We start from the raw sequence: 25,561 nt of genomic DNA, 5'->3' as shown, positions 1-25,561 counted from the left end.
CGCCCCGAGCCAGCCCATGAGCGAGGCACCGCGGGCACCGGCCGCACCTCTTCCCGCTCCTCTTCCGCGGTCACTCCCTCCACCGGCCCCCACGTCGCCGTCCGTCCCGTACCGGCCGCCGCCCCCGCCCCGGTCGCCGGGCCTGCTCACCTGGACTCCCTGACCCCCGAGCCGGGTACTCGCCACTGCCGCTCTTGGAGGAACCCCCAGTGAAGATCGCCATGGTCTCGGAGCACGCCAGCCCGCTCGCCACCCTCGGCGGTGTCGACGCCGGCGGCCAGAACGTGCACGTCGCCGCCCTCGCCCGCGAGCTCGCCGGCGCAGGGCACGAGGTCACCGTCTACACGCGTAAGAATCGCGAGGACCTGCCGGAAACCGTCGCCTTCGGCCCGGGTGTGGAGGTCGTCCACGTCCCCGCGGGCCCCGCCTCCGAGATCCCCAAGGACGAGATCCTTCCCTGGGTTCCCCACTTCGGGAAGTGGCTGCACGACCGGTGGCTGTTCGACCGCCCTGACGTCGTGCACAGCCACTTCTGGATGAGCGGGCTCGCCGCGCTCGCCGCGGCGGAGAAGCTGCGCATCCCGGTCGTCCACACCTACCACGCGCTCGGCAGCGTCAAGCGGCGTCACCAGGGCCCGGCGGACACCAGCCCGCGCGAGCGCATCGAGGCCGAGGCCGCCATCGGGCGACGGGTCGACGGCATCATCGCGACCTGCAACGACGAGGTCGACGAGCTGATCCGCATGCGGGTGCCGCGCCGCGCGACCCGGGTCGTCCCCTGCGGAGTGGACGTCACCACCTTCCACCCCCACGTCGAACCGCTGGAGCGGCCGGAGCGCCCGCGCCTGCTGTCGGTCGGCCGGCTCGTGCCGCGCAAGGGCCTGGAGACCACCATCAGGGCGCTGCAGTACCTGCGGGACGCCGAACTCGTCATCGCGGGCGGTCCCCCTGCGGCCGAACTGCACCACGACCCCGAGGTCACCCGGCTGCGCTGGCTCGCGGCCCAGGCGGGCGTCTCCGACCGGGTCCGGTTCCTCGGCCGGGTCGAGCGCGACACGCTGCCCTCGCTGATGCGCTCGGCCGCCGCCGTCGTGTCCGTGCCGTGGTACGAGCCGTTCGGGATGGTGGCGCTCGAGGCGATGGCCTCCGGTGTCCCCGTCGTCGCCTCGGCCGTCGGCGGCCAGAAGGAGACGGTGGTCAACAACGTGACCGGCCTTCTCGTGCCGCCCCGCAAGCCCGCCGTGCTGGCCAAGGCGCTGCGCAAGCTGCTCGACGACCCGGTGCGGCGCACGGCGTACGGGATCGCGGGAGCTGACCGGGCCCGCGCGAGGTACGCCTGGAGCCGCATCGCCACCGAAAGCCTGGCCGTCTACGACCGGGTCCTGTCCACCCGGGAGCTGGAAAGGAGCGCTTCTTGATCCTGCCGACCCCTGGGGTGAGCCGGTGACGTCTACGGCCCTCGTGCTGCGCTCGGACGGCATCGGGGGCCTGCTCACCGTGGTGCCCGCGCTGCGCGCCCTGCGCCGCCACGGGCTGCGCGTCGTCCTGGCCTGCCCGCCGGAGCTGAGCGAACTCGCCGCGCTGACCGGCGCGGTGGACCGGATCCTGCCCGCGTACGGGCTCGCGCCGCTGTCGTGGCCCGGGCCCGGCGAGGAGGACGCCGATCACCCCCCGCTCCTGCCGGACCTCGCCGTCAACCTGCACGGACGTGGGCCGCGCAGCCACCGGATCCTGCTGAATCTGCGCTACCGGGGCGAGGGGATGAGGCGCCTGTGGGCGTACGCCAACCCGGACGTCCCCTGGATCAGGGGGCCGTGGTGGGACCCGGGCGAGCACGAGGTGCTGCGGTGGTGCCGGCTGCTTCAGTGGCACGGCGTGCCCGCCGATCCGGAGGACTCGACGCTGCCCACTCCCCTGACCGCGAGCCCCGCGCCGGGGGCCGTCGTGATCCACCCCGGCGCGGGCGGCACGTCGCTGCGCTGGCCCGCCGACCGGTTCGCCGAGGTGGCCCGGATGCTGACGGACGAGGGCCTGCCCGTCGTGATCACCGGCAGTCCCCGGGAGCGGCCGATGGCCCTGCTCGTGGCGACCCGGGCGGTGCTGCCGCCGCAGATCGTGCTCGCGGGCCGCACCTCGCTCCGGGAGCTGTGCGCGCTGGTCGCCGGGGCCCGGCTGGTCATCAGCGGCGACGTCGCGATGACGCGGCTCGCCGCGGCCTATCGGACGCCCTCGGTGCTCGTGTCCACCGCGGACCGGCGGCACCCGATCCTGCGCGAGGTGGACGGCGCCGACCATCTGGACGCCGCGGTCCCGGCCGCCCAGGTGGTCAACGCCGCCGTGCGGGCGCTCGGCGCAGGAGTTCGATGACGGCCTCCTCGACCGGCCCGTGGGTGGCGAGCCGGCCCTCGCCGGTGTCCTCGCCCAGTCGTTCGAGGGGGATCGTCCGTCCCTTCTCGTACAGCGCGACTATCCGCGGGTCCACGTAGGAGGCGCGGCACACCGACGGCGTGTTGCCCAGGTACTCCGACACCTCCTTCATCACCCTGGAGACCGCCCGCTTGCGCCCCGCGCCGCTGCGTACGGGGCGGGAGACGGCGAGCCCGACCGCCGCCAGGACCGTGGCGTGCCAGGTGCGGAAGTCCTTGGCCGAGACGTCGGTGCCGAACGTCTCCTTCAGGTAGGCGTTGACGTCCGCGCTCCGCACGTCCACCCAGCCGTCGTCGGTGCGGTAGCGCAGCAGTTCGCCCCGGTGCCCCTTCGACAGCGACGTCAGCACCTCGCACACGTCGGCGTCGGCCAGCACCTGCTCCCGCTCCTTGCGGCCCTTGGCCAGGTAGCGGCACACGACCTTGCCGTCGCCGCACTTCACGTGCGAGGTCTTCAGCGTGGCCAGGCCGTAGGAGTCGGTGTACTCCTCCCCGCCGACACGGAAGAAGCCGATGTCGAGCATGCGCGCGGCGGTGGCCAGCACGCGCTCGCGGCTCAGCTCGTCGCCGCGCAGGTCGCGCGCGACCCGCTCGCGGAACGCGGGGAGCCGCTGGGCGATCTCCAGCACGTGGTCGAACTTGGCCTCGTCCTGCTGCCTGCGCCACTCGTCGTGGTATCGGTACTGCCGCCGGCCCGCGGAGTCGGTGCCCACGGCCTGGAGGTGGCCGTTCGGATGGGCACAGATCCACACGTCGGTCCAGGCCGGCGGGATCGCGAGGGACTTGATCCGGCGCAGCGTGGCGCGGTCCTTCACGGGCCGGCCGGAGGCCCAGGTGTAGCTGAACCCGCGCCCCCGGCGCCTGCGCCGGATGCCCGGCTCGCTCGGATCGCTCGGCCGCAGTTCGACGGGTGGTATCTCGAAGACCTTCGCCTTCTCCGCCGGCGTCTTCTCCGCGACGGCGCTCATCGCAGCAGGTCCCACGCCTGTTCGAGCACGTCGTCCACGCTCACGTCACCCACCCACGAGACGTCCCTGTGGCCGCACTCCCGCATGCCCAGCTTGGGGTCGGCGGCTGTCCCGCAGACCGGGCAGCCCGACGTCCAGGAGATCAGCGGCCGCTGGTGCCCTCTGCTCAACGGACCCCAGTTGATCATGTTGCCGCACCAGTAGATCCCCACGGTGGGGGTGCCGGTCGCCGCCGCCAGGTGACGCGGCCCGGTGTCGTTGGAGACGAGCAGGTCGCAGGCGGCGTACAGCGCGGTGAGCCCGCCGAGGGACAGCTCCCCGACGACGGCCCTCGCCGGGGTCTGCATCTGCGCGACGACCTTCTCGACGACCTCCCGCTCCTCCTCGACGCCGGTCACCACCACCGGCCGTCCGAGGCGGTCGGCGACCTCGGCGAAGCGTTCCGGCGGCCATCTCCTGCGCCGGTCCCCGGCGCCCGGGTGGATCGCCACCAGTCCCCGCGGGACCTTGCCGAGCGTGCGGTTCAACTCGGCCCAGTCCTCCCTGACGACCGCGACCCTCGGCTCGATCTCGTTCGCGGGCGCGCCGAGCAGTCCCGCCACCTCCAGGTAGCGCAGGGTCTCGTGCTGGTAGTGGACGTACGGCACCCAGCGGTCGAGCGGTGCGGCGTCGGGGGTGCGCAGGCCGGCCGTCACCCGCGCGCCGAGGCGGCGGATGAACGGATTGGAGTTGCGCCCGCCGCCGTGCATCTGGACGGCCAGGTCGAACCTGCGCTGCCGCAGGTCCTCGTACAGCTCCTCGGGGGCGGAGGGCCCGTCGGGCGGGGAGGAGACGCCGGAGATGGGTGGCAACGCCACCACCTCGTCCACCGGGCCCGGGCGATCGCGCAGGAACCGCGCGTGCCACTCGCGGCCGAGCAGGGTGATCTTGGCGGCGGGATACGCCCGCCTGAGCGCCCCGATGGCGGGCAGCGCCAGGAGCAGGTCGCCGAGGGCGTTGGCCCTCAGCACGGCGATGCGCTCGACTCCCTCCACGAGCAGCGCGCTCATGCCACCTCCTCGCCTGGCGGCTCGGAGTCGCATGAGCGAATCGCACTGTGCTTATCGATTCGCTCGCTTCGCTCGCTCATGCCACCCCCTCGTCCATCGGACATCCCCCATTCGTCCGGCTCCCCGGCTGACCCCCGGTGAGCACTCGTGTGGAGCGACGTCTGATCCCGGTTACCCCGGTGCGGCGGCCCCAAACCGGGCGGCCGGGTCGGCCGTGCCTGTTGTTTCCCCTGCGCCTGCGGGGGTAGCCGCCGATGTATGACGGAAGAGACGCTCAACCGTTTCGGTGAAGTCACAGCCGTCGTCGTCGGGGACGTGATGCTCGACTCGTGGCTGCGGGGCCGCACGAAGCGCATGGCACAGGAGGCCCCGGTGCCGGTGGTGACCGTCGAGCAGATCGAGGACCAGCCGGGCGGCGCCGCCAACACGGCCGTGAACCTGGCCGCCCTCGGCGCACGGGTCCACATGGTGGGAGTGACCGGCGCCGACCCCGCCGGGGCCACGCTCAACGCGACCCTGGGACGGCTCGACATCGAGGGCCTGGTCATCGTGCGGAGCTGGCGGACCTCGGTCAAGCGCCGGGTGTTGACCGACGGCCAGATCGTGGCGCGGTACGACGAGGAGGACGAGGCTCCGCTGCCGGAGGCGGCCGAGCGCGAGCTCATCGAGCAGATCACCCGGCTCGCGGCGGACGCCGACGTCATCGTCGCCTGCGACTACGGCGGCGGGGTGTGCACCCCGAACGTCCGCCGGGTGCTGTGCGACCTGAGCATCGACCGGAGCGAGGGATCGCGCGGCGCGCCGATCCTCGTGGTGGACGCCCACGACGTGGCCGCCTGGCGGGACTGCCGGCCGGCCGCCGTGCTGCCCAACTACGCCGAGGTGCGGCGGCTGCTGGGCGAGGGGGACGACCACGACAGGGTCGCGTTCCTGTCCGCGCGGTCGGAGGACCTCATCGAGGCCACCGGCGCCGACCTCGTGGTCACCACGCTGGACGGCGAGGGCACGCTGCTGCACCGGCGCGGCAAGGAGCCGCACCGCACGTACGCGACCCCCGCGCCCGACACGATGAGCATCGGCGCGGGCGACACCTTCACGGCGGCGTTCTCGCTCGCCCTGGCGGCCGGCGCTGAGCCCGAGCGCGCCGCCGACATCGGGCAGGCGGCGGCGAGCGTGGTGGTACGGCGGCAGGGGACGGCCGCCTGCTCCCACGAGGACCTGCTGCAGGCGCTGCGCCCCGACACCGCGCTGCCGCCCGAGCGGCTGGCCGCGTGCCTGGAGCGCGACCGCGCCGAGGGCAAGCGGATCGTCTTCACCAACGGCTGCTTCGACGTGCTGCACCGCGGCCACGTCGCCTGCCTGGAGGAGGCCGCCCGGCTCGGCGACGTGCTGGTCGTCGCGGTCAACGGCGACGACGGCGTGGCCCGGCTGAAGGGGCCGGAGCGCCCGATCAACCGGTGCGAGGACCGGGTGGCGGTGCTCGCGGCGCTGGGCTGCGTGGACTACATCACCGTCTTCGACGAGGACAGCCCGACCGAGCTGCTGCGGCTCGTCCGGCCGGACGTGTACGTCAAGGGCGGCGACTACCACCCCGACCTGCTGCCCGAGGCGGAGCTGGTCAGGGAGCTGGGCGGAGAGGTGCGGGTGCTCGGCTACGTCCCGGACCGCTCCACCACGGCGATAGTGAACCGGATTCGAGGGTAGAGGGGCCTCCATGACCGAAGAACAACGCTCGCCGACGGGCAAGCCCATGGTGGAGGCGACCCCGATGGATGTGATCCGCATCCGCATCGGGTCGTTCGCACTGGTCTTCTGCGTCGCCGTACTGGTGCTTTCCTTCATCGGGCGCCTCTGGGTGCTGACCGGGATCGTCGTGGCGGTCATGGCGATCATCGCGATCTACATGGCGTTCGCCGTGCGCAAGCAGAAGAGACTCGGCGGCGGGCCGCAATCGAGAGGATGACGAGGTGAGCCTGAAGGACAAGGTCGTCGTGGTGACCGGCGCGAGCGGCGGGGTGGGCCGCGCGGTGGTCCGGCAGCTCGGAGCGGAGGGCGCGAAGGTCGCGCTCATCGCACGTGGAGAGGCGGGCCTCGCCGGCGCCGCCGTGGACGTCGGGGCCGAGGGCGGCACCGGGAAGACCTTCGCCGCCGACGTCTCCGACTACGACCAGGTCCGCCAGGCCGCCCAGCGGGCCGAGGCCGAGCTGGGCCCGATCGACGTGTGGATCAACGTCGCGTTCACGACCGTGTTCGCGCCGTTCCTGGAGATCACACCCGAGGAGTACGAGCGCGAGACCAAGGTGACCTATCTCGGCTACGTCTGGGGCACCCGGGTGGCCCTGGAGATGATGAAGCCGCGCGACAAGGGCGTCATCGTGCAGGCGGGCTCGGCCCTGGCCTACCGGTCGATCCCGCTGCAGTCGGCGTACTGCGGCGCCAAGCACGCGATCGTCGGGTTCACCGAGTCGGTGCGGACGGAGCTGCTCGCCGAGGACTCGGGCGTGAAGATCACGGTGGTGCAGCTTCCGGCGCTGAACACCCCGCAGTTCGACTGGGGGCTGAACCGGATGCGGCGGCACGCGCAGCCGGTGCCGCCGATCTACCAGCCGGAGGTTGCCGCCGACGCGCTCGTCTACGCCGCCGAGCACCCGGAGCGCAAGGAGTACTGGGTCGGCGGGATGACCGCGGCCACGATCCTGGGCCAGCGGACGGCGCCCGCCCTGCTCGACCGCTACCTCGCCAGGACCGGGGTGAAGTCGCAGCTCACCGGCGAGAAGGCGCCGACCGGGGTGTCCAACCTGTGGGAACCCGCGGACGAGGACAAGGACTACGGGGCGCACGGCAGCTTCGACCGGCGGTCGCACGGCCGCAGCGTGCAGTTGTGGATGTCGCAGCACCGCCGCCTGGTCACCTTCGCCGGTCTCGGGCTCGCCGCCGTCGCCGGTCTCGGCCTGCGCCGCCGCTGACCAGACCACGAAATTCCGGGTACGCCCCTTTTGAGGCGATACGAAGGGGCGTACGGGGGTAGTCGGGGGCGATGGACGAGCTTGACTACCGCTTCCTGTGCGAACTCGCGGCCCAGCTCCGGGTGGACTCGGTCCGGGCCGCCGCGGCCGCCGGCTCGGGACACCCGACGTCCTCGATGTCGGCGGCCGAGCTGATGGCCGTGCTGCTCGTGCGTCACCTGCGCGTGGACGTCGCGGATCCGGCCAACCCGGCCAACGACCACCTCGTCTTCTCGAAGGGTCACGCCTCCCCCCTCCTGTACGCGATGCTCAGGGCCGCCGGGGTGGTCACCGACGAGGAGCTGCTGACCTTCCGCAGGCGCGGCAGCCGCCTGGAGGGCCATCCCACCCCGCGGGTGCCGTTCGTCGACGTGGCCACCGGCTCGCTGGGCTTCGGCCTGCCCGTGGGGGTGGGGCTCGCGCTGACCGCGCGCAGGCTGGACCGCCTGCCCTACCACGTCTGGGTGCTGTGCGGCGACAGCGAGCTCGCCGAGGGATCGATGTGGGAGGCGTTCGAGCACGCCGGACACGAGGGGCTGAACAACCTGACGGCGATCATCGACGTGAACCGGCTCGGCCAGCGCGGCCCGACCCGGCACGGCTGGGACCTCGGCGCGTACGCCGCCAGGCTCGGCGCCTTCGGCTGGCACACGATCGAGATCGACGGCCACGACCCCGGCCAGATCGACTACGCGCTCGCCGACGCCCGGGCCACCCGGCGCCGCCCGACGGCGATCATCGCGAGGACCTGCAAGGGCCGCGGCGTGTCGGCCGTGGAGAACCGCGAGGGCAAGCACGGCAAGCCGCTGGAGGACGCCGAGCAGGCGCTCGACGAACTCGGCGGGCCGCGTTCCCTCACCGTCGAGGTCACCCCGCCGGACGCCCCGGCCACGCCGTACCGGTACGCCGACGGCACGCTCGACCTGCCGAAGTACGCGGTGGGCGAGCGGGTGGCCACGCGGACCGCCTTCGGCGAGGCGCTGGCCGCGCTGGGCACGGCGCGAGGCGACGTCGTCGCGCTCGACGGCGAGGTGGCCGACTCGACCAAGCTGGAGGCGTTCGCCAAGGCGCACCCGGACCGGTTCTTCGAGTGCTACATCGCCGAGCAGCAGATGACCGCCGCCGCCATCGGCATGGCCGCGCGCGGCTGGACCCCCTACGCCGCGACGTTCGCCGCCTTCCTCACCAGGGCGTACGACTTCGTCCGGATGGCGGCGGTGAGCCGGGCCGGGATCTGCCTGGTGGGGTCGCACGGCGGGGTGTCGATCGGGGAGGACGGGCCCTCCCAGATGGGCCTGGAGGACCTCGCGGCGTTCCGCGCGGTGCACGGCAGCACCGTGCTGTACCCCTGCGACGCCAACCAGACGGCCCGGCTGGTGGCGGACATGGCCGATCTGGAGGGTGTCCGCTACCTGCGGACGACGCGGGGCGAGACGCCGGTGATCTACGGCCCGGACGAGGAGTTCCCCGTGGGCGGCTGCAAGATCCTGCGCACCGGCGGCCAGGCGACCGTCGTGGCCGCGGGCGTCACCGTGCACGAGGCCCTGGCCGCCGCCGACCTGCTCGCCGAGGACGGCGTCTCCGTCACCGTGATCGACGCGTACTCGATCAAGCCGCTCGACTCGGCCGAGCTGGTCGAGATGGCCAGGGCGACCGGGAAGGTCGTCACGGTGGAGGACCACTGGCCGGAGGGCGGGCTCGGCGACGCCGTGCTCTCGGCGCTCGCGGACGCGCCGGTGCCGGTGCGCAAGCTGGGCGTGTCGCGGATGCCCGGCAGCGCGACCTCCCAGGAACAGCTCGAGGACGCGGGCATCGACAGGGGCGCCATCCGCGAGGCCGTCCTGTCCCTGCTCCGCTGAGACACGCTGGGCCTACCGGTGGGCGGCGAGAGCGCGGGCCGTCGGCGTCCCCGCGTCCGGCGGGTAGTCCGCGACGTGCCCCTGGTAGAGGACGTTCCCGCCGTGCCTGCCGGGGCCGGGCCCGAGATCGATCAGCCAGTCGGCCTGCCGGATGACGTCCAGGTTGTGCTCGATGACCACGACGGTGTGGCCCCTGTCGACGAGCGCGTCCAGGACCCGGAGCAGGCCGCCGATGTCGCTCATGTGCAGGCCCGTGGTGGGCTCGTCGAGCACGTACGTCGCGGGCCGCTCCGCGTCGCGCAGCTCCTTGGCGATCTTGAGCCGCTGGCACTCCCCTCCGGACAAGGTGGTGAGCGGCTGGCCCAGCCGGAGATAGCCGAGACCGGCCTGCGACAGGTGCCGCAGCGCCCGGTCGACGGCCTTGTCGGGCAGCCGGTGCCTGGCCTGGTCGACGGAGAGAGCGTCGACGTCGGCGATGGACAGGCCGTCGACCCTGTACGCGAGCACCTCGGGGGTGAAGCGCCGCCCTTCGCATGCCTCGCAGACGACCTCCTGGCCGTCCATGAAGGCCAGATCGGTGTAGATGATCCCGAGCCCTTCGCACTTCGGGCAGGCGCCTTCCGAGTTCGCGCTGAACAGCGCGGCGGAGACGCCGTTGCGCCGGGCGAACAGCCTGCGTACGGCCGGCGCGATGCCGGTGTAGGTGATCGGCGTGGACCGGCGGTTGACGCCGACCGGCCTCTGGTCGATCACGACGGCGCCGTGCTGCTCGACGAGTTCGGCGGCCAGGCTGGACTTCCCCGAGCCGGCGACGCCGGTGAGCACGGTCATCACACCGGCGGGGATGTCCACGGTGACGTGCCGCAGGTTGTTGCGCGTCGCCTCGGCGACGGTGATCGCCGCCCTTGTCGTCGGCGGGGCCGTACGCGGGGCCGTCTTGAGCGGCGCGGGCCGGGAGAGCGCGCGTCCCGTGGGAGTGGCGGCCCGCCGGAGCTCGGGGAACGTGCCCTGGAAGACGAGCCGGCCTCCGTCGGCGCCGGCGCCGGGGCCGATCTCGACGATCTGGTCGGCGGCGGCCATGACGGCGGGGTCGTGCTCGACGACGAGGACGGTGTTGCCCCTGTCGCGCAGCCGCTCCAGCAGGCGCGTCATGGACTCGACGTCGGTGGGGTGGAGCCCGGCCGTGGGCTCGTCGAACACGTAGAGCATCTGGGTGAGGCTCGACCCGAGATGCTTCACGATCTTGATGCGCTGGGACTCGCCGCCAGACAGTGTCGTCGTCGCGCGTGCCAGGCTGAGATACCCCAGGCCGATGGCGTCCATGGCGTCGAGCCTGGCGGTCAGCGCGGCGACGACGGGAGCGACATCCGGCGCGTCGACGCCGCGGACGAGTCCGGCGAGCTCGGCGACCTCCAGCCGGGACAGCTCGCCGATGGTGTGCCCGAGGACGGTGGCGGTGCGGGACGCCTCGTTGAGCCGGTCTCCCCCGCAGTCGGGGCAGACCTGCGACCGGGTGAACCGGCGGATCGTCTCCTGCTTGCGCTCGGACAGGTCGCCCGAGGCGTGCAGGTAGATCCGCTCGAACCGTTCGACGACCCCCTCGTAGTCCTTCGGCAGCCTGCGCCCCAGCCGCCGTCCCAGCCGCGCCGCCGCCTCGCCGCCGTGGAGCAGGGCGTCGCGCTCGTCCCGGCTCCAGTCGCGCAGCGGCGTCTCCGGGTCGAACACGCCGATGTCGGCGTACTGGGAGTACCAGTAGTTGCCGTCGCCGAACCCGGGAAGCCGGATCGCGCCCTGCCGCAGCGACCTGTCCGGGTCGAGGATGCGGTCCACGGCCGTGACGACGACGTCGCCGAGCCCCGAGCAGGTGGGGCACATTCCGGCCGGATCGTTGAACGAGAAGTGGTTCGACTCGCCCACGTGCGGCTCGCTGAGACGGGAGAACAGCAGCCGCAGGTAGGTCCAGGTGTCGGTGATGGTGCCGACCGTGGAGCGGGCGTTGCCGCCGAGGCGCCGTTGGTCGATCACCACCACCGGCGAGAGCCCGTCGATGTGCTCCACGTCGGGACGCGTCCACTTCGGCAGCCGGTTCCTCGCGAACGGAGGGAAGGTCTCGTTCAGCTGGAAGCCGGCCTCCGCCGCGATCGTGTCGAAGACCAGCGACGACTTGCCCGACCCCGAGACGCCCGCGAAGACCACGAGGCGGTCCCGCGGGATGTCCACGTCCACGCCGCGGAGGTTGTTCGTGCGGGCCCCTCTGATGGAGATGCTTCGTGAAGCCATACCCGCGACCGTACGGGCAATTGTGGCCGGATTCTGACCGCGATTGCGGGCATGATGGGCGGATGGCCGACGTGACCCGACGCATGCTGGCCCTGCTGTCGATCCTCCAGACGGGACGGCCGTTCAGCGGGGACGAACTCGCCACGCGCCTGGACGTCAGCCCCCGCACCGTACGCCGCGACGTGGACCGGCTCAGGGAGTACGGCTATCCCGTCGAGACACAGCCGGGACCGGGCGGCCACTACCGGCTCGTGGCAGGCCGGACGATGCCCCCGCTCGTCCTGGACGACGACGAGGCGATCGCCGCGCTGCTCGGTCTCGCCACTCTCGCCTCCTCCGGTTCCGGCGAGGACGGGGCGCTCGACGACGCGGCCACCCGCGCGTACGGCAAGCTCGACCAGTTCCTGCCCGCGCGGCTGCGTCCGCGCGTGGCCGCGTTGCGGGCGAGCCTGGAGACCGACCGGCAACTCGCGCCCGCCGTGAGCGCGGCGCTTCTGGCCGGTCTCGCCGAGGCGATCAACGACCGGGAGGTCGTGCGGTTCGGCTACAGCGACAGGCGCGGCGAGGAGAGCCACCGGCGGGTGGAGCCGCACCGGCAGATGCATCTGCTTCAGCGCTGGTATCTGCTGGGCTGGGACCTGGACAGGGACGACTGGCGGGTGTTCCGCCTCGACCGCGTCCGCGACCTGGTGCGCACCGGCGTGCGGCACGCTCCCCGCGCCCTGCCGGCCGACGCGGCCCTCTCGTACCTCCGTCAGGGCCTCAACGCGGACCGCCGGCGCGTACGGCTCGTCGTGCGGGCGCGGCCCGGCCAGGTCGCGGACGCGTTGAAGTTCGAGGACGCCGAGATACACCAGGGGCCCGGCGACCGGGAGACCCAGGTCACCGTCTGGCTCGACTCCTGGGAATGGCTCGTCCTCGGCCTCGCCCACCTCGACGCCGACTTCACCGTCGTCGAGCCGGCGGACTTCCGGAGAGCCTATGCCGCCTTCGCCCGCCGTCTCCTCGCCGCCTCCGGCGGTCTGAAGCCGCCGCCCGCGTGAAAGCGCGCCGGGATGAAAGCGCCGCGCGTGTGAAAGCGCCGCCGACCGCCCTCGCGGGGGCGGCCGGCGGCGCACGGCAGAGGTCAGCGTGCCTTGGCGGTCGCCTTGCGGTTGGCCTTCTTGATGGCGTCCACGAGCTCGTCCTTGGTCATCTTCGACCGGCCCGGGATGCCGAGGCGGCTGGCCACGTCGTAGAGGTGGTGCTTGGAGGCGTTCGCGTCGACACCCTCGGCCGTCTTGCCCGGCTTCGGCGTGCCCTTCTTCGCCTGCTCGTCCGACGGTCCGCGCCCCTCCTTCTTCTCCCAGTGGTCGCCCACCTTCTCGAAGGAGTGCTTGAGCGCGGCGAACGCCGTACGGTGGGCGCGCTGGCCCTCGCCGTACGTCTCGACGGCGGAGTCGTGCGCCTTGATCCACGTCTCCTGGGCCTCCTTGGGCGAGCGCTCCAGGGTCGAGGGCAGTTCTTCACGTCCTGGCATGGTCCATGCCTCCCTTCAGACCGTCGGAAGTCCGTTGGAGGGGGTCAGATGGTGGGGTCGTCGTAGCGCCGCTCCTCGTACACGTGGCGGCGGGTGGCGGTGGCGTCCACGGGGGCGGCGGCGGTGACGGTGGTCCTACGGCGGACCGTCGTCAGGCGCCAGATGCCGAAGAGCAGCCCGGCCAGGCCGCCCACCATGAGGATCACCCCGATCACCTGGATGTCGAGGCCCGCGATGGTGAAGTCGACCGCCCAGGTGAGGATGGCCCCCAGCATGATGAGGATGATGCTTCCGGCGATGGTCATGGCTTTTCCTCCTTCGCCTTCTGCTCTATCCCCTCCACGGATTCCAAACGTCGCATGCGGGTGCCCGTATAGGGCAGCATGCGAATCATGACCGATACCCCCATTGTGGTGATGGGACTCATGGGCGCGGGGAAGAGCACCGTCGCCCGGCTGCTCGCCGACGCGCTCGGCCGTCCCATGCGCGACAGCGACGCCGATCTGGAGGCCAGGTACGGCGCGACCGCCGCCGCGATGGCCGCCGGTCTGGGCGCGGACGAACTGCACGCCCGCGAGGCGCTGGTGCTGCGGGAGGCGCTGGCGGCCCGTCCTTCCCCCGTCATAGCGGCCGCCGCCAGCACGGTCGAGGACCCCGAGACGCGCCGTGCGCTGGCCCCCGCCTTCGTGGTCTTCCTCGACGGCCCGCCGGAGGTGCTGGCCGAGCGGATGAAGTCGAGCCCCCACCGCCCGCACTTCAAGCCCGACCTCGTACGCATGCTGACCGAGCAGCGCGACCTGCGGCTGCCGGGGTTCCGGGAGGTGGCGGACCTGACCGTGGACCCCTCCACGCACAAGCCCGAGGAGATCGCGGCCACGGTGCTCGCGCACCTCGAAGGTGCGAAGACCCGCTGAAACGCCGAGTGGCGCGTCAGCCGACGGCGATGCGCATCTGGTGCGGGACGACGGGCAGCGGCGACGGGCTGCCCGCCCCGGCGAGGAACCAGACGGTCTTGCCGCCCCGGCCCGAACCGGCCACTCCCCAGTCGTCGGCGAGTTCGTCCACGATGAGCAGGCCACGGCCCCCGATGGAGTCGATGTCCGCCTCGCGCTGGTGCGGCACGCCCTCGCCCTGGTCGAAGACCTCGCCGTACACCCAGGTGCCGTTGCTGCCGAGCCGGAGGGTGAAGACGTTGCCGCCATGCCGTACGACGTTGGAGGCGAGTTCGCTCACGATGAGGGAGCAGTCGTCGACGAGTTCGTCCAGGCCCCACCGGCCGAGCTCGCGGCGGACGAGAGCGCGCGCCTCGGCGACACTCGCGCCGACTGCGGGCAGGAGGCATTCCGCGGTCCAGACGGGGGCCGGGTCGACCGGCGCCGTACCGAAGGGGAGAGTCACGCGCGCCTCCTTAGGCTCATGGGAGCGCTCCCACGGCTCAAGATACGGCACGCAACGCAGTCATGTGAATTCATAGAAACAAGATTGTTTCCGGTCAATGCCCGATCCGTGATAGCCACGAAGGGGAAAAGTCCGGCGGTCTTCCGCGCCCCGGCGCGAGTACGCACGTCAGCGCCGCCGCGTCCGCCGCTCCCGGTCCCCGCCGCGCGACCGCGAAGCGCGACCGCGCGGTCGGCGCCGCCGTGAAAATAACTGAAATAAGCCCATCCCGGCCCGCTGATGCAGGCAGACCGGAATCGCCCTACATATCCGCCATGACGCATAAGGGCAATTTCGTCCGGCATGCCCTCACCCGAGCGCGGTGATTCCCCAGCGGTGGGCGACCCGCTCCCCCGGGGCCAGGCGCACCAGGCACTCGCCGGTCGCGAAGGCGTTCGGCGGGCAGCTCATCGGCTCGACCGCCACTCCGGCCCGCCGATACGGCTCGGCGAGCGTGTCGCCGGTGAAGACCTGGAGCCATTCGACGCCGGGCGCGGCCCACAACTCCACGCCCCGCGAGCCGTCGGCCGTACGGAGCCGGGCCCGCACCAGCCCGTCGTCGTCGCGCCGCAGGGCCGTGTAGGGGGTGTCGAGCACCGTGCCGCCGATGCGGCGTCCCTCGCGGAAGTCGTACTCCGTGCCCTCGACCGGACGGCGGCCGACCGGGATCTTCTGCTCGTCCACCGGGGTCCATTCGGCCGCGGGCACCTCCAGCACGGCGTCGTCCACCGTCTCCTCGCCGAGGGTGAGGTAGGGGTGCGCGCCCATGCCGTACGGCGCGACGCCGTCTCCCACGTTCACGGCCGACACCTCGACCTCCAGGCCCGCCTCGTCCAGGGCGTACGACGCGGTCAGGTCGAGCACGTGGGGATAGCCGAGCTGGGGGAACAGCCGCAGCCCGAGCCGGATCGAGGCGTCGTCCCGGTCCAGGACCGTCCAGGGCATCAGGCGGGCGAAGCCGTGCGCGGCGTTGCCGGTCCTGGGCTCGGTGATGGCGAGCTGCCTGGTCTCGCCGTCGAAGTCGTATCTGCCGTCGCGCACCCGGTTGGGCCAGGGCAGCAGCAACTGCCCTGCGCCGCCCACCGGCTGCGCGTCCGCGGGGTACGACATGACCAGCGGCCGTTCGCGGTACGTCAGGGCGCGCAGGCCCCCGCCCACCTCGGTGACGGTCGCCGCGTATCCGTGCGCGGCGATCGTGTGCTGCGTGCCGGTCGGGGGAACGGGTTCGCGAACCGCTGGTGCTGTCATGAGAGGGATTTTCCCATCCGTCCCACGACACTCGCAGAGGACCCTGCGAAGACGCCTCAGGGCTGGGCTCCGCGGGCCGTGAGCCCGGCGGCCCGGGCCCACGTTCTGGGTGTCACGTTCTGGGTGTCACGAGGAGAGCGTCTGGCCCGCCAGGCCCTCCTGTGCGGTGAGCAGCGCGCGCAGTTCCTCCGCGCTCTCACCGCATGCGGTCATGATCAGGCCTCGGTCCATCTCGATCCGGGACAGCGACCTGGTCAGCCGGGTCGCGTACCAGCGGCCGGCGTCGCTTCTCCAGATCGACCAGCGACCGGCGTACTCGCTGCTCAGTTGTCTCCAGGCAGCGTCCTCGGCTGAGAACCGCACTCGTCACCACCTCCAGGCTCTGTGCCGGGAGACAACGATGTGCTCATCCGGACACGATTGGTAGTGAGAAGCGGTCTCCCCCTTCCGGCGGCGCCGCCACCCCGGCTCTCATGAAGATCTTCCGCCGGATGCGGTGACTTCACCACGACTTGATCCCCGTTCCTCCTGTACCACCCGTGTCATGCCGGGTAGCGGAACGGCGCTGGTGTTCGCGGGGCAGGCATGGCGCGGGCACAGGATAGGCACGATGCAAACGTCGCGTCTCCAGTCACACCGGACATGGTTTTACTACCTTGCCGGACAGAAAGTCAGGGGAGAGATTCGAGAGGGCCGACATCGAGTGAAGGGAAGGTCACCTATGCCCGGACTCCCACGGCTGCCGTTCGAGCGGCCGGACGTCCTGGGGATATCCCCCGGCTTCGGCGAACTGCGGGCCAGAGCGCCGATCACCAAGGTCACGACCGCCATGGGCGACGAGGCGTGGCTGGTCACGGGCTACGAGGAGATCCGGCAGGTGTTCGCCGACGACAGGTTCGGCCGCTCCCACCCCGCCCCCGAGACCGCGGCCCGCCTGTCCAACAACGCCCTGCTCGGCGGCCCGACCGGCGAGTACGCCACCGAGCGGTCCATCCACAAGGAGATGCGGCGCCTGCTCGCCCCCGCGTTCTCGGCCCGGCGCATGCGGAGGCTGTCGGACCGCATCGGGGCGCTGGTCGGAAACCTGCTCGACGGGCTCGCCGAGCAGGGCCCGCCCGCGGACCTGCACGCCGGCCTGTCGCTCCCGCTGCCGATCCAGGTGATCTGCGAACTTCTCGGCGTGCCGTACGAGGACAGGGACAGGTTCCGGGCCATGGCCGAGGCGATGACCGACCTCACCCATCCCGAGCGGTCCGCCGCCGCCCAGATGGAGATGAACACCTACACCTACGAGATCGTGAAGGCGAAGCGGGACGATCCGGGCGAGGACGTGTACTCCGACCTGGCGGACGCCTCGCTGCCGGAGGACGACGTCGCCAGGATCGCGGGCGGCCTGCTGTTCGCCGGCCACGAGACCACGGTCAACCAGATCGACTACGGCGTGCTGCTGTTCCTGCGCAACCCCGCCCAGCGCGACGCGCTGCTGGACGACCCCTCCCTCGTGGACGGTGCGGTCGAGGAGATCATGCGGGTCGCCTCGCCGAGCGAACACGGGCTGGTGCGCTACGCGCACGAGGACGTCGAGGTCGCGGGGGTGCTGATCCGGGCGGGCGAGCTGGTCATGCTGTCCACCCCGGCGGCCAACAGGGACGAGCGCGTCTACCCCGACCCCGACACGTTCGACGTCAGGCGGCGCGATCCCCACCCCCACGTCGGCTTCGGCCACGGGCCGCACCACTGTCTCGGCGCGTCCCTGGCCCGGGTCGAACTGCGCGCGGTCTTCGGCTCCCTCTTCACGCGCTTCCCCACCCTGGCGCTCGCCGTGCCGTACGAGGAGCTGAAGGCGCACACCGACAGGCTGGCCGGGGGAATCCAGGCGCTGCCCGTCACGTGGTGAGCGCCCGGATCCGGTCACGGTCGCGCCTAACGGCCCGCGCCGCGCCCGCCGCTGACATGCTCGGCGTCCCCGGGCCCGGCGGTTCCGTCGTCGTCGGCGAGCCGCCGGTACGCGCGGTCGCGCAGCCGCAGCACCACCGTCGCCAGCAGCGCCGCGACCAGTGAGCCGGTCAGGACCGCCAGCTTGACCTGCGTGTCACGGGCCGTGCCCGGACCGAACGCCAGCTCGCCGATGAGCAGGGACACCGTGAACCCGATGCCCGACAGGATCGCCAGCCCGCCGATGTCCACCCACGCGAGCCCTTCGTCGATGTCGGCACGGGTGAAGCGGGCGGTCAGCCAGGTGGCCGCCATGATCCCCAGCGGCTTGCCCACGACGAGCCCGACGACGACGCCCAGCGACACCGGGTCGGCGAGCAGGTTCGTCACACCGTCCAGCCCGCCGAGCGGCACACCGGCGGACAGGAACGCGAACAGCGGCACGGCCACCCCGGCCGAGATGGGGCGGAACCGGTGCTCGAAGTGCTCGGCGAGCCCCGGTCCCGCCTCCGGACCGCCCGCCTTCTCACTGCGCAGGACGGGTACGGCGAAGCCGAGCAGCACCCCGGCCACCGTGGCGTGCACACCCGAGGCGTGCACCAGCCCCCAGGTCACGCCGGCCAGCGGGAGCAGCAGCCACCACGAGCGCACCCGCCGCTGCACCAGCACGGTGAAGACGCCGAGCGGCACCAGCGCCGCCAGCAGCGGCAGCACCGACAGATGCGACGTGTAGAACACCGCGATGATCACGATGGCCAGCAGGTCGTCCACGACGGCCAGGGTGAGCAGGAACGTACGCAGCGCGGCGGGCAGCCGCCGCCCCACCACGGCCAGCACCGCCAGCGCGAACGCGATGTCGGTGGCCGTCGGGGTCGCCCATCCCCGCATCGCGCCGTCCATAAGCGAGTTGACCAGCAGGTAGAGCAGAGCCGGGACGATCACACCGCCGACCGCCGCCGCGACGGGCACGACGGCCCGGCGGGGATCACGCAGGTCGCCGGCCACGAACTCGCGCTTGAGTTCCAGGCCGGCGACGAAGAAGAAGATCGCCAGCAGCCCGTCCGAGGCCCACTTGGCGAGGCTGAGGTCCAGGTGCCACCCGGCCGGCCCCACCGTGACCGAGCGCAGCCCCGCGTACGCCTCAGACCAGGGCGAGTTGGCCCAGACGAGGGCCGCGACGGCGGCGGTCAGGAGCAGCGCGCCGCCGATCGTCTCCTTGCGGAGGATGTCGGCGATGCGGCGGGTCTCGGCCCGGGAACCGGGACCGAGGAGGGACAGTCGGCGGGGAGAGGCCATGGGCGCTCCGTTTCCGGGCTCGGTTCGATGACCGCCGACCAGACTTCCCGGCACCCCGCGTCCATCCTATGGGCACCCGCCCGGATCCTTGCCCATTGCACCTTTCGTCCCACCGATTTTCCTCGGGAGTGCCCGTTCACACGGGCCGGAGACGGTAGGTTCTCGATCCGTACCACGACCCTGTCGGCCCCCTTGCCACGGGAGCGAGATGTCAGGTCCGCGGCACACCCCCTTTCCGGTCGACCAGTTGCTGCGTGCCGTACGTCTGGAGATCGCGGCGGAGCTGCGAAGCGACGGAGACGGGGAGAAGCTCTCCTTGTCCGAGAGACGCCGGCTCGGCCGCAGCGCGGAGAAGTACGAATACCTGTTCTCCTGCAAGGCGTGGAAGGAGGCCTTCGCCGGAGAAAGGCTGCTGATCCGCCTCTCCCGATCGCGTGACGCCTGGTCGAGCGCCGAAGTACGGCGCATGCCCGACGGAAAGGTCAAAGTCCGCACACCGGCCGATCTCGGCACTGGGCCCATCCAGGCACAGGTGCGTGCGGACGAAACGGCCGGTTGGGAGGCCGTCGTCGAGCGACTGGAGTCGGCAGGCGGGGCCACGGGCTCGGTCAACCTGACCTCCGCCGGCTGGCTGATGGGCCAGGGGCGGCCCCGCACCGAGCGTTGCGCGACGCCGGAGCGGTTCATCCGGGGATACCGTGAGCGCACGCTCAACGACGGTCAGCGCCGGGCGGTCGAACAGGCGCTGGAGAGCGAGCTGACCTGTGTCTGGGGACCGCCGGGCACCGGGAAGACCGACGTCGTGGCCGCCATCGTGGAAGGCAGCTACCGGCAGGGGTTGCGCATGCTGTTCGTCGCCCCCACCAAGGTGGCCGTGGACCAGGCGCTGGAGCGGATCTGCGATCTGCTGTCGGGCGAGGAACGCTTCGACAGGGGTTTGGTGCAACGAGCCGGGGACATCGAACTGCCTTCGCTGGCGGCCAGGTTCGGCGAGCAGCTCGACCCGGCCAGGATCGCCGAACGGCTGTCCGCCTCGCTCGTGGAGGAGATCGCCGACGTCCGCCGCCGGTTGGATGCGGCTCTCCAGGACCTTGCACTGCACGCGGATGTGGCGGCCGCGGAGGAGCGGCTGGCCGATCTGCGCACCGACCACGACGGGGCCGGTCAGCGCATCGCCTTGCTGCAGCAGTGCATTGAGCTGTCGCAGCGGGCGATCGGCGAGATCGACCACGAGATCCGGAGCATCGGACTGCCGACCGGGCTGTTCGCCAAGAAGAAGCAGGCCAAGCTGGAGCAGCTCGCCCGGATGCGATGGCAACGCCAACAGGAACTGACCGCGGCCGGCAACGAGCTTCCCCTCGCGCATGCTGCCCGGCAGCAGTACGCGACCGAGCTCGCCGAAGCGGAACGCGCGCTGTCGGTCCAGCGCGGCCGGCTTCGCGCCATCCCGGCTCGCGGCCCGCTCCAGGAGGCCGCTGACCGGCTACGGCAGCATCTGCCGGGCTTGGAGCAGAAACTACAGAAGATCACCGAGGTGGTGCGCGCGAACTGCATGGTGCTGGGAACGACGGTCGCGAAGGCGGTGCAGTCACGCAAGCTTCTCGACTCGATCGACGTGGTCGTCATCGATGAGGCCGGCATGGTGAACACCCCATCCGCCTGGTGCGTCGCGGGGCTCGCGGGTCGCCGCCTCGTCATCGCCGGCGACTTCCGCCAGTTGCCGGCGGTGACCAAAGCCTCCGGTGACCGAAGCAGTTCCCCGGAAGACCGGGAGCACGCCCGGCTCTGGATGGACCGGGATCCCTTCACCACGGCGGGGCTTGTCGACGCCGCCGGCAGGGCCCTCCGCGACGATCCGCGGCTGGTCTGTCTGGACACGCAGTACCGGATGCGACCGGCGATCTGCGAGGTGGTCAACGTGGTCGCCTACCCGGACGCACCTCTGCGCACCGGTCGGGAAGACCGCGGCCGGCTTCCCTCATCGCCACTGCTCAGCGGGCCGCTGATTCTGGTCGACACCACCTCGCGCCGCCTGCCCAACCCCACGGCCAGGTACGGCGCGCACACGACCAATGCCGTGCACGAGGCCGTCATCCACGAGCTGATCCGTGGCCTGCAGTACGACGAGGTCCTCCCCGCACGCAAGTGGACCGACCTCGGCGCCGGCGAGCGTCCCACCGACCGCATGGCCGTGATCGCCCCGTTCAAGGCGCAGGTCAAGGCGCTGCGGGACAGCCTGGCCTACCGGTTCGGCCAGGACTGCGACGGACTCGTCGACACGGTCCACCGCTTCCAGGGCAGCCAGCGTCCCCTCGTGGTCATCGACACGGTCGCCGGATCGGGAGACAAGCCCGGCTACTTCTACGAGGGCCTGGGGCTGTCCTCCTCCACGTGCCGCCTGCTCAACGTGGCCCTCAGCCGAGCGCAGGATCATCTCGTCGTCGTGGCCGACACCCAGTTTCTGCGCGCCAAGCTCAACCCGGCCGGCGAGGCCGCGCGCATGCTCGACCATCTGGAACGGCATGCGCACAGGCTCTCCGTGGACGACCTCGTCCCCTTCCGCTGCGCTGCCGACCTCGCCGGCCTGCCCGAGGAGGAACTGGCGAGACCGGCGTTCTTCCCGGCCGACGAGGTGCCAAGAGCCGTCGCCTGGGACATCGCCCGCGCCCGGCACAGCATCGAGATCTACTGCGCGTTCCTCGATCCGAACCCCGTGCACAAGTGGCTCCGTCACCTCGCGCCGCGCGTCCAGGCAGGAGTGCGGGTCACCGTTCACACGAGAGACCAAGCGGAGGACGTACGCCGGAAGGCCCTCATCGACGAACTCCGGGCTGCCGGATGCCAGGTCGCGACACGCGAGCGCATGCATGAGAAGGTGCTCATCCTCGATGACACCGTGCTGTGGCACGGATCCCTCAATCTCCTGGCCAACAGCGGCCCTACCGATCTCATGATGCGGATCACCGATCCGGGGTCCTGCCGACGCGTCCGCCACATCGTCGAGCGAGCTCGCATGGAACGCCCCGCGCGCCCCTGGCCGCAGCGTGACTCCTCCGGGCCCCGGCCGGACGGCGACGGCGAGCCTCGTCCAGGCGAGGTCGTCGGCGGCCGTCTCTATCTCGACGTCCCCTTCGAGGACAAGGATGAGCTGAAGCGCGTGGCGCGAGCCGAAGGAATGCCCGCATCCTGGGACGGCAGGCGGAAGTTGTGGCACGTCGACGCCGACATCCCCCGGCATGTCGTCCGTCGATGGCTTCCGCCGTCGAGTCCCTGACGTTCACAGTGCCGGTCGCCCTGCCGGTCGCACTGCTGCCGCACTGCCGCCGCCTGACCGTCACACTGCCGGTCGTACTGGACGGTGGCAGGGACGATCGCAGCGGGCCGGACACCCCGAAATCAGCCAGCCCTCTCCACTGGCTCGGGCCCTCGCTCGGCCTTGTGTCGAAGCCTGCCCAGCCGCTCTGTGTCCGACCGGTCGGCGCCAAGCCGCTCCATGTCCGATCGGTCGGCGCCAAGCCGCCCGGTATCCGACATCTCCTGCCGAGTGTGGCTGTGTCAGAAGGGCGGTTCGTCACGTTCGCCTCCGAGCAACGATCCGCGTGTCCCGGCGTCGCCGTCCGATTGCGGTGGCATTGCTACTCCCGTGCCCGGTTGGGAGGCCTCCTGCCGGAGTGGTGGTTCGGGGGCCGGGACCATCGTGGGGGTGTCGGGGAGATCGCCGAGGTCCCGGTAGGGCGCTGAGGTGCGGCTGCGGGGGTGGGGGTCACAGACGGAGACGATGATCTTCGGGAGAGGGCTGGGATAGCGGTGCCCCAGCGGACTGGTCCAGACGACCAGGTGAGGGCCTGCGGCGCTGACGCGCCAGCCGCCGTGGTGCCGGGCGCGGTGGTCGTGGCGGCAGGCCAGGTGCAGGTTCTCCGCATTCGTGGGCCCCTGCTCCGCCCACGGGAGGATGTGGTCCTGGTCGGTTCGGGTGGCGGGCATGCGGCAGCCGGGCCAGGAGCAGACCCGGCCCCGAATCTGCACGTATCGTCGTAACGCCGCTCCGGCCTGACGCCGCCGCTCCGAATCCGCCTCGTCGTCCTCCCACCCCTCTGCTCGCCCATCCACCAGGCTGTCTACCGGGCCGTTTACCACGCCGTCCGCCACGCCGTCCGCCATGCCATCCGCCATGCCGTCCTCGCGCCGGGCGCCGGTCTCATCGCGGTCCTGGACCGGGCGTCCCGGAGCGGTGCTGTCGGGTGCGGAGCCGGCCGGGTCAGTGCAGTCGGGTGCGATGCCATCGGGCATGGTGTCTTCAGAAGCAGTGGCGTCCAGGCCAGTGGTCAGGAGGGGTGCGGCATGGGCGGACAGGTCGGCGACGACCGGCGCCCACGCCCCAAGGGTGTCGGCGGGCTGGGCGGCCAGCACCCGCAGATGGCTGAGGGTGATCTGCAGTTCGACGATGCCGCCGCGCCGCCGGTCGCGGGCGGGGCGGTTCTGGCCAGGGGTGTGGGGGCGGGCCCGGGTGAGTCCGGTCAGCGCCAGGTGGCCGTTGTCGTGGCAGATGGCGTATCGCCATTGCCCGCCGAGCATGCCTGCGACGATGCGCCGGGCCAGACAGGGGTGGATCACTCGCCAGCCGGGCAGATGGGCGGGATGCTCGTCCAGGCCGAGCAGCGTGGTCAGCTCCACCCGGATCTCCCGCACCGTCCAACCCCCGGCGCCCGCCCAGACACCGGCGTCCGGCCATGCATGAGCTTGGGCTCGGGCATGCCTCAACCCCGCTCTGTCGAGCACGGCTCTCTCAGGCACGGCCTTGTCGAGCACGGCCGCACCCCTGTCGGCGTCGGCGAAACCGCCGGTGCCGTCGGTGCCACCAGTGCTGTCGGTGCTGTCGATGCCGCTGGCGCCGCCGCTGCCGCCATCTGGCTCATCGAAGTCGCTGTCAGCGTGCACGCCACCACCGCCGCCGGGGTGGTCGGGGTCGGAGGCAGGACGCACGCCGAAATCGCCCCCGGAGTCGTCCGGGTCGTGGCCACTACCGCCGGTGCCGGTGCCATCGTCGGGGGCGTTGCCGGCATCGTCTTCCCGCGCGTCGGGGGTGTCATGAAAGGGGTGACAGAGGACGTGGGTCGTGATCTCCTCATCCGACATGCCCTCGAACGTGCCGTCCAGACTGCCGAGAAAGAGGTCCACCCGTATGTGGTCGATGGGACGGCGGTCCCCGGCCCGCTTGCACGCCCGGGCCAGTTCGTCGATCCGGTCGCACCCGGCCGCAGCCCGATCCAGGGGCAGGTCCAGCCCGGACACCGTCGCGGTGCCGTCCTCGTTGCGGGTCCCCACTACCCGGCGGCGGCGTACCGCCTCCGCGTACCGGCGCTCGGCCCAGGCGGGGTCGAGCGCCAACGCCAGGCGCTGGATCCGCTCGATCAACTCCCCCACCGTCCAGGACGACGCCTGTGGCACCAACTGGTCGCACACCAGGGCGGCTTGTTCGTCGGTCAACCCCAGGGTCCAGCGGACGAACGCCACCGCCCGGGGTTCGTCCAGGGTCCCGGCCAGCATCGCCTCTCCCAGGATCGGCAACCGGCGGTGGACATTCCAGGCCAGCTCGAACGTCGAATCGGCGCGGCGGCGTGACCACACCAGTGCCGCCCGCACCTCATCCGGGCCGAACTCATCCGGCACCTCCAACCGCGCCACCTCGTCACCCGAGAACGAGTCCCGCAGCCCCACCTCCAGCAAGACCCGCAAGAACCACGCCCGGTCATGACAGACCTGCCGGTAGGCCGCTTTGAGCACCTCCACCGTGTCGAACCCCGACACGCGCTCCACATTCACCTCGGCCAGCAGTGCGGCCAACTCCGCACCCGGCGGTATCACCGTGAGCCCGTCCGGAATCGGAACCGCGGTCCGCGGCAGCGAAAACACGCCGGCCCCGGCCACGCCGGACGAAGAGGAGGAGGCGTGATCAGAAGCAGACCGCATGGGCGGAACAGGCGATGAAGACGACGCGCCAGACACGGGAGGCGCCGGCACCACGGGCTGCCTCGGTGATTCATGAGGCGAGGGCTGCCCGGAGGGCACCTCAAACAAGTCAACGGCGGAAGAGCTGGACGGGCCTGGCATTGGCGGGCACCCCCTTCAGAGCCGGAGACGAAAGCACCATTGGTTCCCGGCCGCCCGGACCGGGACTTACTCAACAGACTCGGCTACTTCATCACTCGGCACCTGGGCCACAAACCAAGCTCACTCCGCAACGACTACCTCAAGGATAACCGAACACACACTCGAAAACGAGCCTGACCAGTACAAACGTGGGATCACAACCCAGGCTCAGGGCTGGCCTCCGCAGCCCTGGGCCTGGCGGAAGATCAGCCGCGGCGAAAGCGTGATCAGGGTTCAGCGACCGCGCGCACGTTACGTCGACGGCGTACGCGTCGCCGCACTCGGCCCCTTCAGGACCGGCGGGCCCGGACGCCACCAGCCAAAAGGGACGAAGCGGAGCGCCGGGAGGTGAAGGTGTGCGGCCCGGCCACGATGAAGCTGCTGGTCGA

20 protein-coding genes are annotated in these 25,561 nt (G+C 71.6%); 10 read left to right on the top strand and 10 right to left on the bottom strand.

Annotated elements, in window-relative coordinates; all coding sequences use genetic code 11:
- Positions 1–209 precede the first annotated feature (209 nt).
- Positions 210–1,418 (top strand): glycosyltransferase, encoded by a 1,209-nt coding sequence (locus tag Msi02_RS05720; RefSeq protein ID WP_204047367.1) that lies wholly within the window; start codon positions 210–212, stop codon positions 1,416–1,418.
- Between the two features lie 25 nt (positions 1,419–1,443).
- Positions 1,444–2,367 carry a glycosyltransferase family 9 protein gene (locus Msi02_RS05715; RefSeq protein WP_079312569.1) on the top strand — a complete coding sequence of 308 codons (924 nt, stop codon included), beginning with the start codon at positions 1,444–1,446 and terminating at the stop codon, positions 2,365–2,367.
- On the opposite strand, the gene Msi02_RS05710 is transcribed toward Msi02_RS05715, so the two are convergent.
- Together Msi02_RS05710 and Msi02_RS05705 are read right to left on the bottom strand one after the other, a co-directional pair.
- The gene (locus tag Msi02_RS05710; protein WP_239108148.1) at positions 2,327–3,394 is read right to left on the bottom strand and encodes a DNA topoisomerase IB; all 1,068 of its coding nucleotides are present in this window, start codon (positions 3,392–3,394) and stop codon (positions 2,327–2,329) included. The genes Msi02_RS05715 and Msi02_RS05710 overlap by 41 nt on opposite strands.
- A complete protein-coding gene (locus Msi02_RS05705; protein WP_204047366.1) occupies positions 3,391–4,443 on the bottom strand; it encodes a glycosyltransferase family 9 protein in 1,053 nt (350 codons plus the stop codon). Before Msi02_RS05705 ends, Msi02_RS05710 begins: the two co-directional genes overlap by 4 nt.
- 258 nt (positions 4,444–4,701) lie before the next feature.
- Here Msi02_RS05705 and rfaE2 point away from each other — a divergent pair, with 258 nt between their 5' ends.
- From rfaE2 to Msi02_RS05685, 4 genes are all read left to right on the top strand, one after another.
- Positions 4,702–6,147, top strand: a complete 1,446-nt coding sequence (rfaE2, locus tag Msi02_RS05700) for a D-glycero-beta-D-manno-heptose 1-phosphate adenylyltransferase (protein WP_204047365.1) — start codon at positions 4,702–4,704, stop codon at positions 6,145–6,147.
- A 10-nt stretch (positions 6,148–6,157) separates the two neighbouring features.
- Positions 6,158–6,406, top strand: coding sequence for a hypothetical protein (locus tag Msi02_RS05695; RefSeq protein WP_204047364.1), 249 nt, complete (start codon positions 6,158–6,160; stop codon positions 6,404–6,406).
- A gap of 10 nt (positions 6,407–6,416) precedes the next feature.
- Entirely contained in the window at positions 6,417–7,409 is a 993-nt protein-coding gene (locus Msi02_RS05690) for an SDR family oxidoreductase (protein ID WP_204047515.1), read from the top strand.
- Positions 7,410–7,480: 71 nt separating this feature from the next.
- Positions 7,481–9,307, top strand: coding sequence for a transketolase (locus Msi02_RS05685; RefSeq protein ID WP_204047363.1), 1,827 nt, complete (start codon positions 7,481–7,483; stop codon positions 9,305–9,307).
- A 12-nt stretch (positions 9,308–9,319) separates the two neighbouring features.
- On the opposite strand, the gene Msi02_RS05680 is transcribed toward Msi02_RS05685, so the two are convergent.
- Positions 9,320–11,587 (bottom strand): ATP-binding cassette domain-containing protein, encoded by a 2,268-nt coding sequence (locus Msi02_RS05680; RefSeq protein ID WP_204047362.1) that lies wholly within the window; start codon positions 11,585–11,587, stop codon positions 9,320–9,322.
- A 62-nt stretch (positions 11,588–11,649) separates the two neighbouring features.
- Here Msi02_RS05680 and Msi02_RS05675 point away from each other — a divergent pair, with 62 nt between their 5' ends.
- Positions 11,650–12,630 carry a helix-turn-helix transcriptional regulator gene (locus tag Msi02_RS05675; RefSeq protein WP_204047361.1) on the top strand — a complete coding sequence of 327 codons (981 nt, stop codon included), beginning with the start codon at positions 11,650–11,652 and terminating at the stop codon, positions 12,628–12,630.
- 83 nt (positions 12,631–12,713) lie between these two features.
- Here Msi02_RS05675 and Msi02_RS05670 read toward each other — a convergent pair whose 3' ends face one another.
- On the bottom strand, positions 12,714–13,106 hold the full coding sequence (locus Msi02_RS05670) for a ChaB family protein (RefSeq protein WP_079312585.1): 393 nt from the start codon (positions 13,104–13,106) through the stop codon (positions 12,714–12,716).
- Between the two features lie 44 nt (positions 13,107–13,150).
- A complete protein-coding gene (locus Msi02_RS05665) occupies positions 13,151–13,411 on the bottom strand; it encodes a DUF6458 family protein (protein WP_030505976.1) in 261 nt (86 codons plus the stop codon).
- An 87-nt stretch (positions 13,412–13,498) separates the two neighbouring features.
- Between Msi02_RS05665 and Msi02_RS05660 the strand changes: the two genes are divergently transcribed.
- Entirely contained in the window at positions 13,499–14,020 is a 522-nt protein-coding gene (locus Msi02_RS05660) for a shikimate kinase (RefSeq protein ID WP_239108146.1), read from the top strand.
- A 16-nt stretch (positions 14,021–14,036) separates the two neighbouring features.
- Here the strand turns inward: Msi02_RS05660 and Msi02_RS05655 are convergent, their stop codons facing one another.
- The 3 genes from Msi02_RS05655 to Msi02_RS05645 form a co-directional block, all read right to left on the bottom strand.
- A complete protein-coding gene (locus tag Msi02_RS05655) occupies positions 14,037–14,504 on the bottom strand; it encodes an ATP-binding protein (protein ID WP_179154934.1) in 468 nt (155 codons plus the stop codon).
- Between the two features lie 348 nt (positions 14,505–14,852).
- On the bottom strand, positions 14,853–15,791 hold the full coding sequence (locus tag Msi02_RS05650) for an aldose 1-epimerase family protein (RefSeq protein ID WP_204047360.1): 939 nt from the start codon (positions 15,789–15,791) through the stop codon (positions 14,853–14,855).
- 126 nt (positions 15,792–15,917) lie between these two features.
- Positions 15,918–16,154, bottom strand: coding sequence for a hypothetical protein (locus Msi02_RS05645; RefSeq protein WP_079312593.1), 237 nt, complete (start codon positions 16,152–16,154; stop codon positions 15,918–15,920).
- Positions 16,155–16,512: 358 nt separating this feature from the next.
- On the opposite strand from Msi02_RS05645, the gene Msi02_RS05640 reads away from it, so the two are divergent.
- Complete coding sequence (locus Msi02_RS05640) at positions 16,513–17,688, top strand: cytochrome P450 (RefSeq protein ID WP_204047359.1); 1,176 nt, start codon at positions 16,513–16,515, stop codon at positions 17,686–17,688.
- 26 nt (positions 17,689–17,714) lie between these two features.
- On the opposite strand, the gene nhaA is transcribed toward Msi02_RS05640, so the two are convergent.
- Positions 17,715–19,022: a Na+/H+ antiporter NhaA gene (gene nhaA, locus Msi02_RS05635; RefSeq protein WP_204047358.1), complete on the bottom strand. Its 1,308-nt coding sequence runs from the start codon at positions 19,020–19,022 to the stop codon at positions 17,715–17,717.
- 208 nt (positions 19,023–19,230) lie between these two features.
- Between nhaA and Msi02_RS05630 the strand changes: the two genes are divergently transcribed.
- Entirely contained in the window at positions 19,231–22,296 is a 3,066-nt protein-coding gene (locus Msi02_RS05630) for an AAA domain-containing protein (RefSeq protein ID WP_204047357.1), read from the top strand.
- Between the two features lie 281 nt (positions 22,297–22,577).
- Here Msi02_RS05630 and Msi02_RS05625 read toward each other — a convergent pair whose 3' ends face one another.
- Positions 22,578–24,866: an HNH endonuclease signature motif containing protein gene (locus tag Msi02_RS05625; protein ID WP_204047356.1), complete on the bottom strand. Its 2,289-nt coding sequence runs from the start codon at positions 24,864–24,866 to the stop codon at positions 22,578–22,580.
- Positions 24,867–25,561: the final 695 nt, after the last annotated feature.

Source organism: Microbispora siamensis (genome assembly GCF_016863095.1).
Taxonomy (GTDB): domain Bacteria; phylum Actinomycetota; class Actinomycetes; order Streptosporangiales; family Streptosporangiaceae; genus Microbispora; species Microbispora siamensis.
Note: the sequence above shows the minus strand (reverse complement) of the source record. Positions and strands in the feature narration are given on the sequence as shown.

Excerpts from the sequence above, each read along its gene's own strand:
- Msi02_RS05710 (WP_239108148.1), bottom strand. The coding sequence starts at position 3,394 with ATGAGCGCCGTCGCGGAGAAGACGCCGGCGGAGAAGGCGAAGGTCTTC.
- Msi02_RS05705 (WP_204047366.1), bottom strand. The coding sequence starts at position 4,443 with ATGAGCGCGCTGCTCGTGGAGGGAGTCGAGCGCATCGCCGTGCTGAGG.
- rfaE2 (WP_204047365.1), top strand. The coding sequence starts at position 4,702 with ATGACGGAAGAGACGCTCAACCGTTTCGGTGAAGTCACAGCCGTCGTC.
- Msi02_RS05695 (WP_204047364.1), top strand. The coding sequence starts at position 6,158 with ATGACCGAAGAACAACGCTCGCCGACGGGCAAGCCCATGGTGGAGGCG.
- Msi02_RS05685 (WP_204047363.1), top strand. The coding sequence starts at position 7,481 with ATGGACGAGCTTGACTACCGCTTCCTGTGCGAACTCGCGGCCCAGCTC.
- Msi02_RS05680 (WP_204047362.1), bottom strand. The coding sequence starts at position 11,587 with ATGGCTTCACGAAGCATCTCCATCAGAGGGGCCCGCACGAACAACCTC.
- Msi02_RS05675 (WP_204047361.1), top strand. The coding sequence starts at position 11,650 with ATGGCCGACGTGACCCGACGCATGCTGGCCCTGCTGTCGATCCTCCAG.
- Msi02_RS05670 (WP_079312585.1), bottom strand. The coding sequence starts at position 13,106 with ATGCCAGGACGTGAAGAACTGCCCTCGACCCTGGAGCGCTCGCCCAAG.
- Msi02_RS05665 (WP_030505976.1), bottom strand. The coding sequence starts at position 13,411 with ATGACCATCGCCGGAAGCATCATCCTCATCATGCTGGGGGCCATCCTC.
- Msi02_RS05660 (WP_239108146.1), top strand. The coding sequence starts at position 13,499 with ATGACCGATACCCCCATTGTGGTGATGGGACTCATGGGCGCGGGGAAG.
- Msi02_RS05650 (WP_204047360.1), bottom strand. The coding sequence starts at position 15,791 with ATGACAGCACCAGCGGTTCGCGAACCCGTTCCCCCGACCGGCACGCAG.
- Msi02_RS05640 (WP_204047359.1), top strand. The coding sequence starts at position 16,513 with ATGCCCGGACTCCCACGGCTGCCGTTCGAGCGGCCGGACGTCCTGGGG.
- nhaA (WP_204047358.1), bottom strand. The coding sequence starts at position 19,022 with ATGGCCTCTCCCCGCCGACTGTCCCTCCTCGGTCCCGGTTCCCGGGCC.
- Msi02_RS05630 (WP_204047357.1), top strand. The coding sequence starts at position 19,231 with ATGTCAGGTCCGCGGCACACCCCCTTTCCGGTCGACCAGTTGCTGCGT.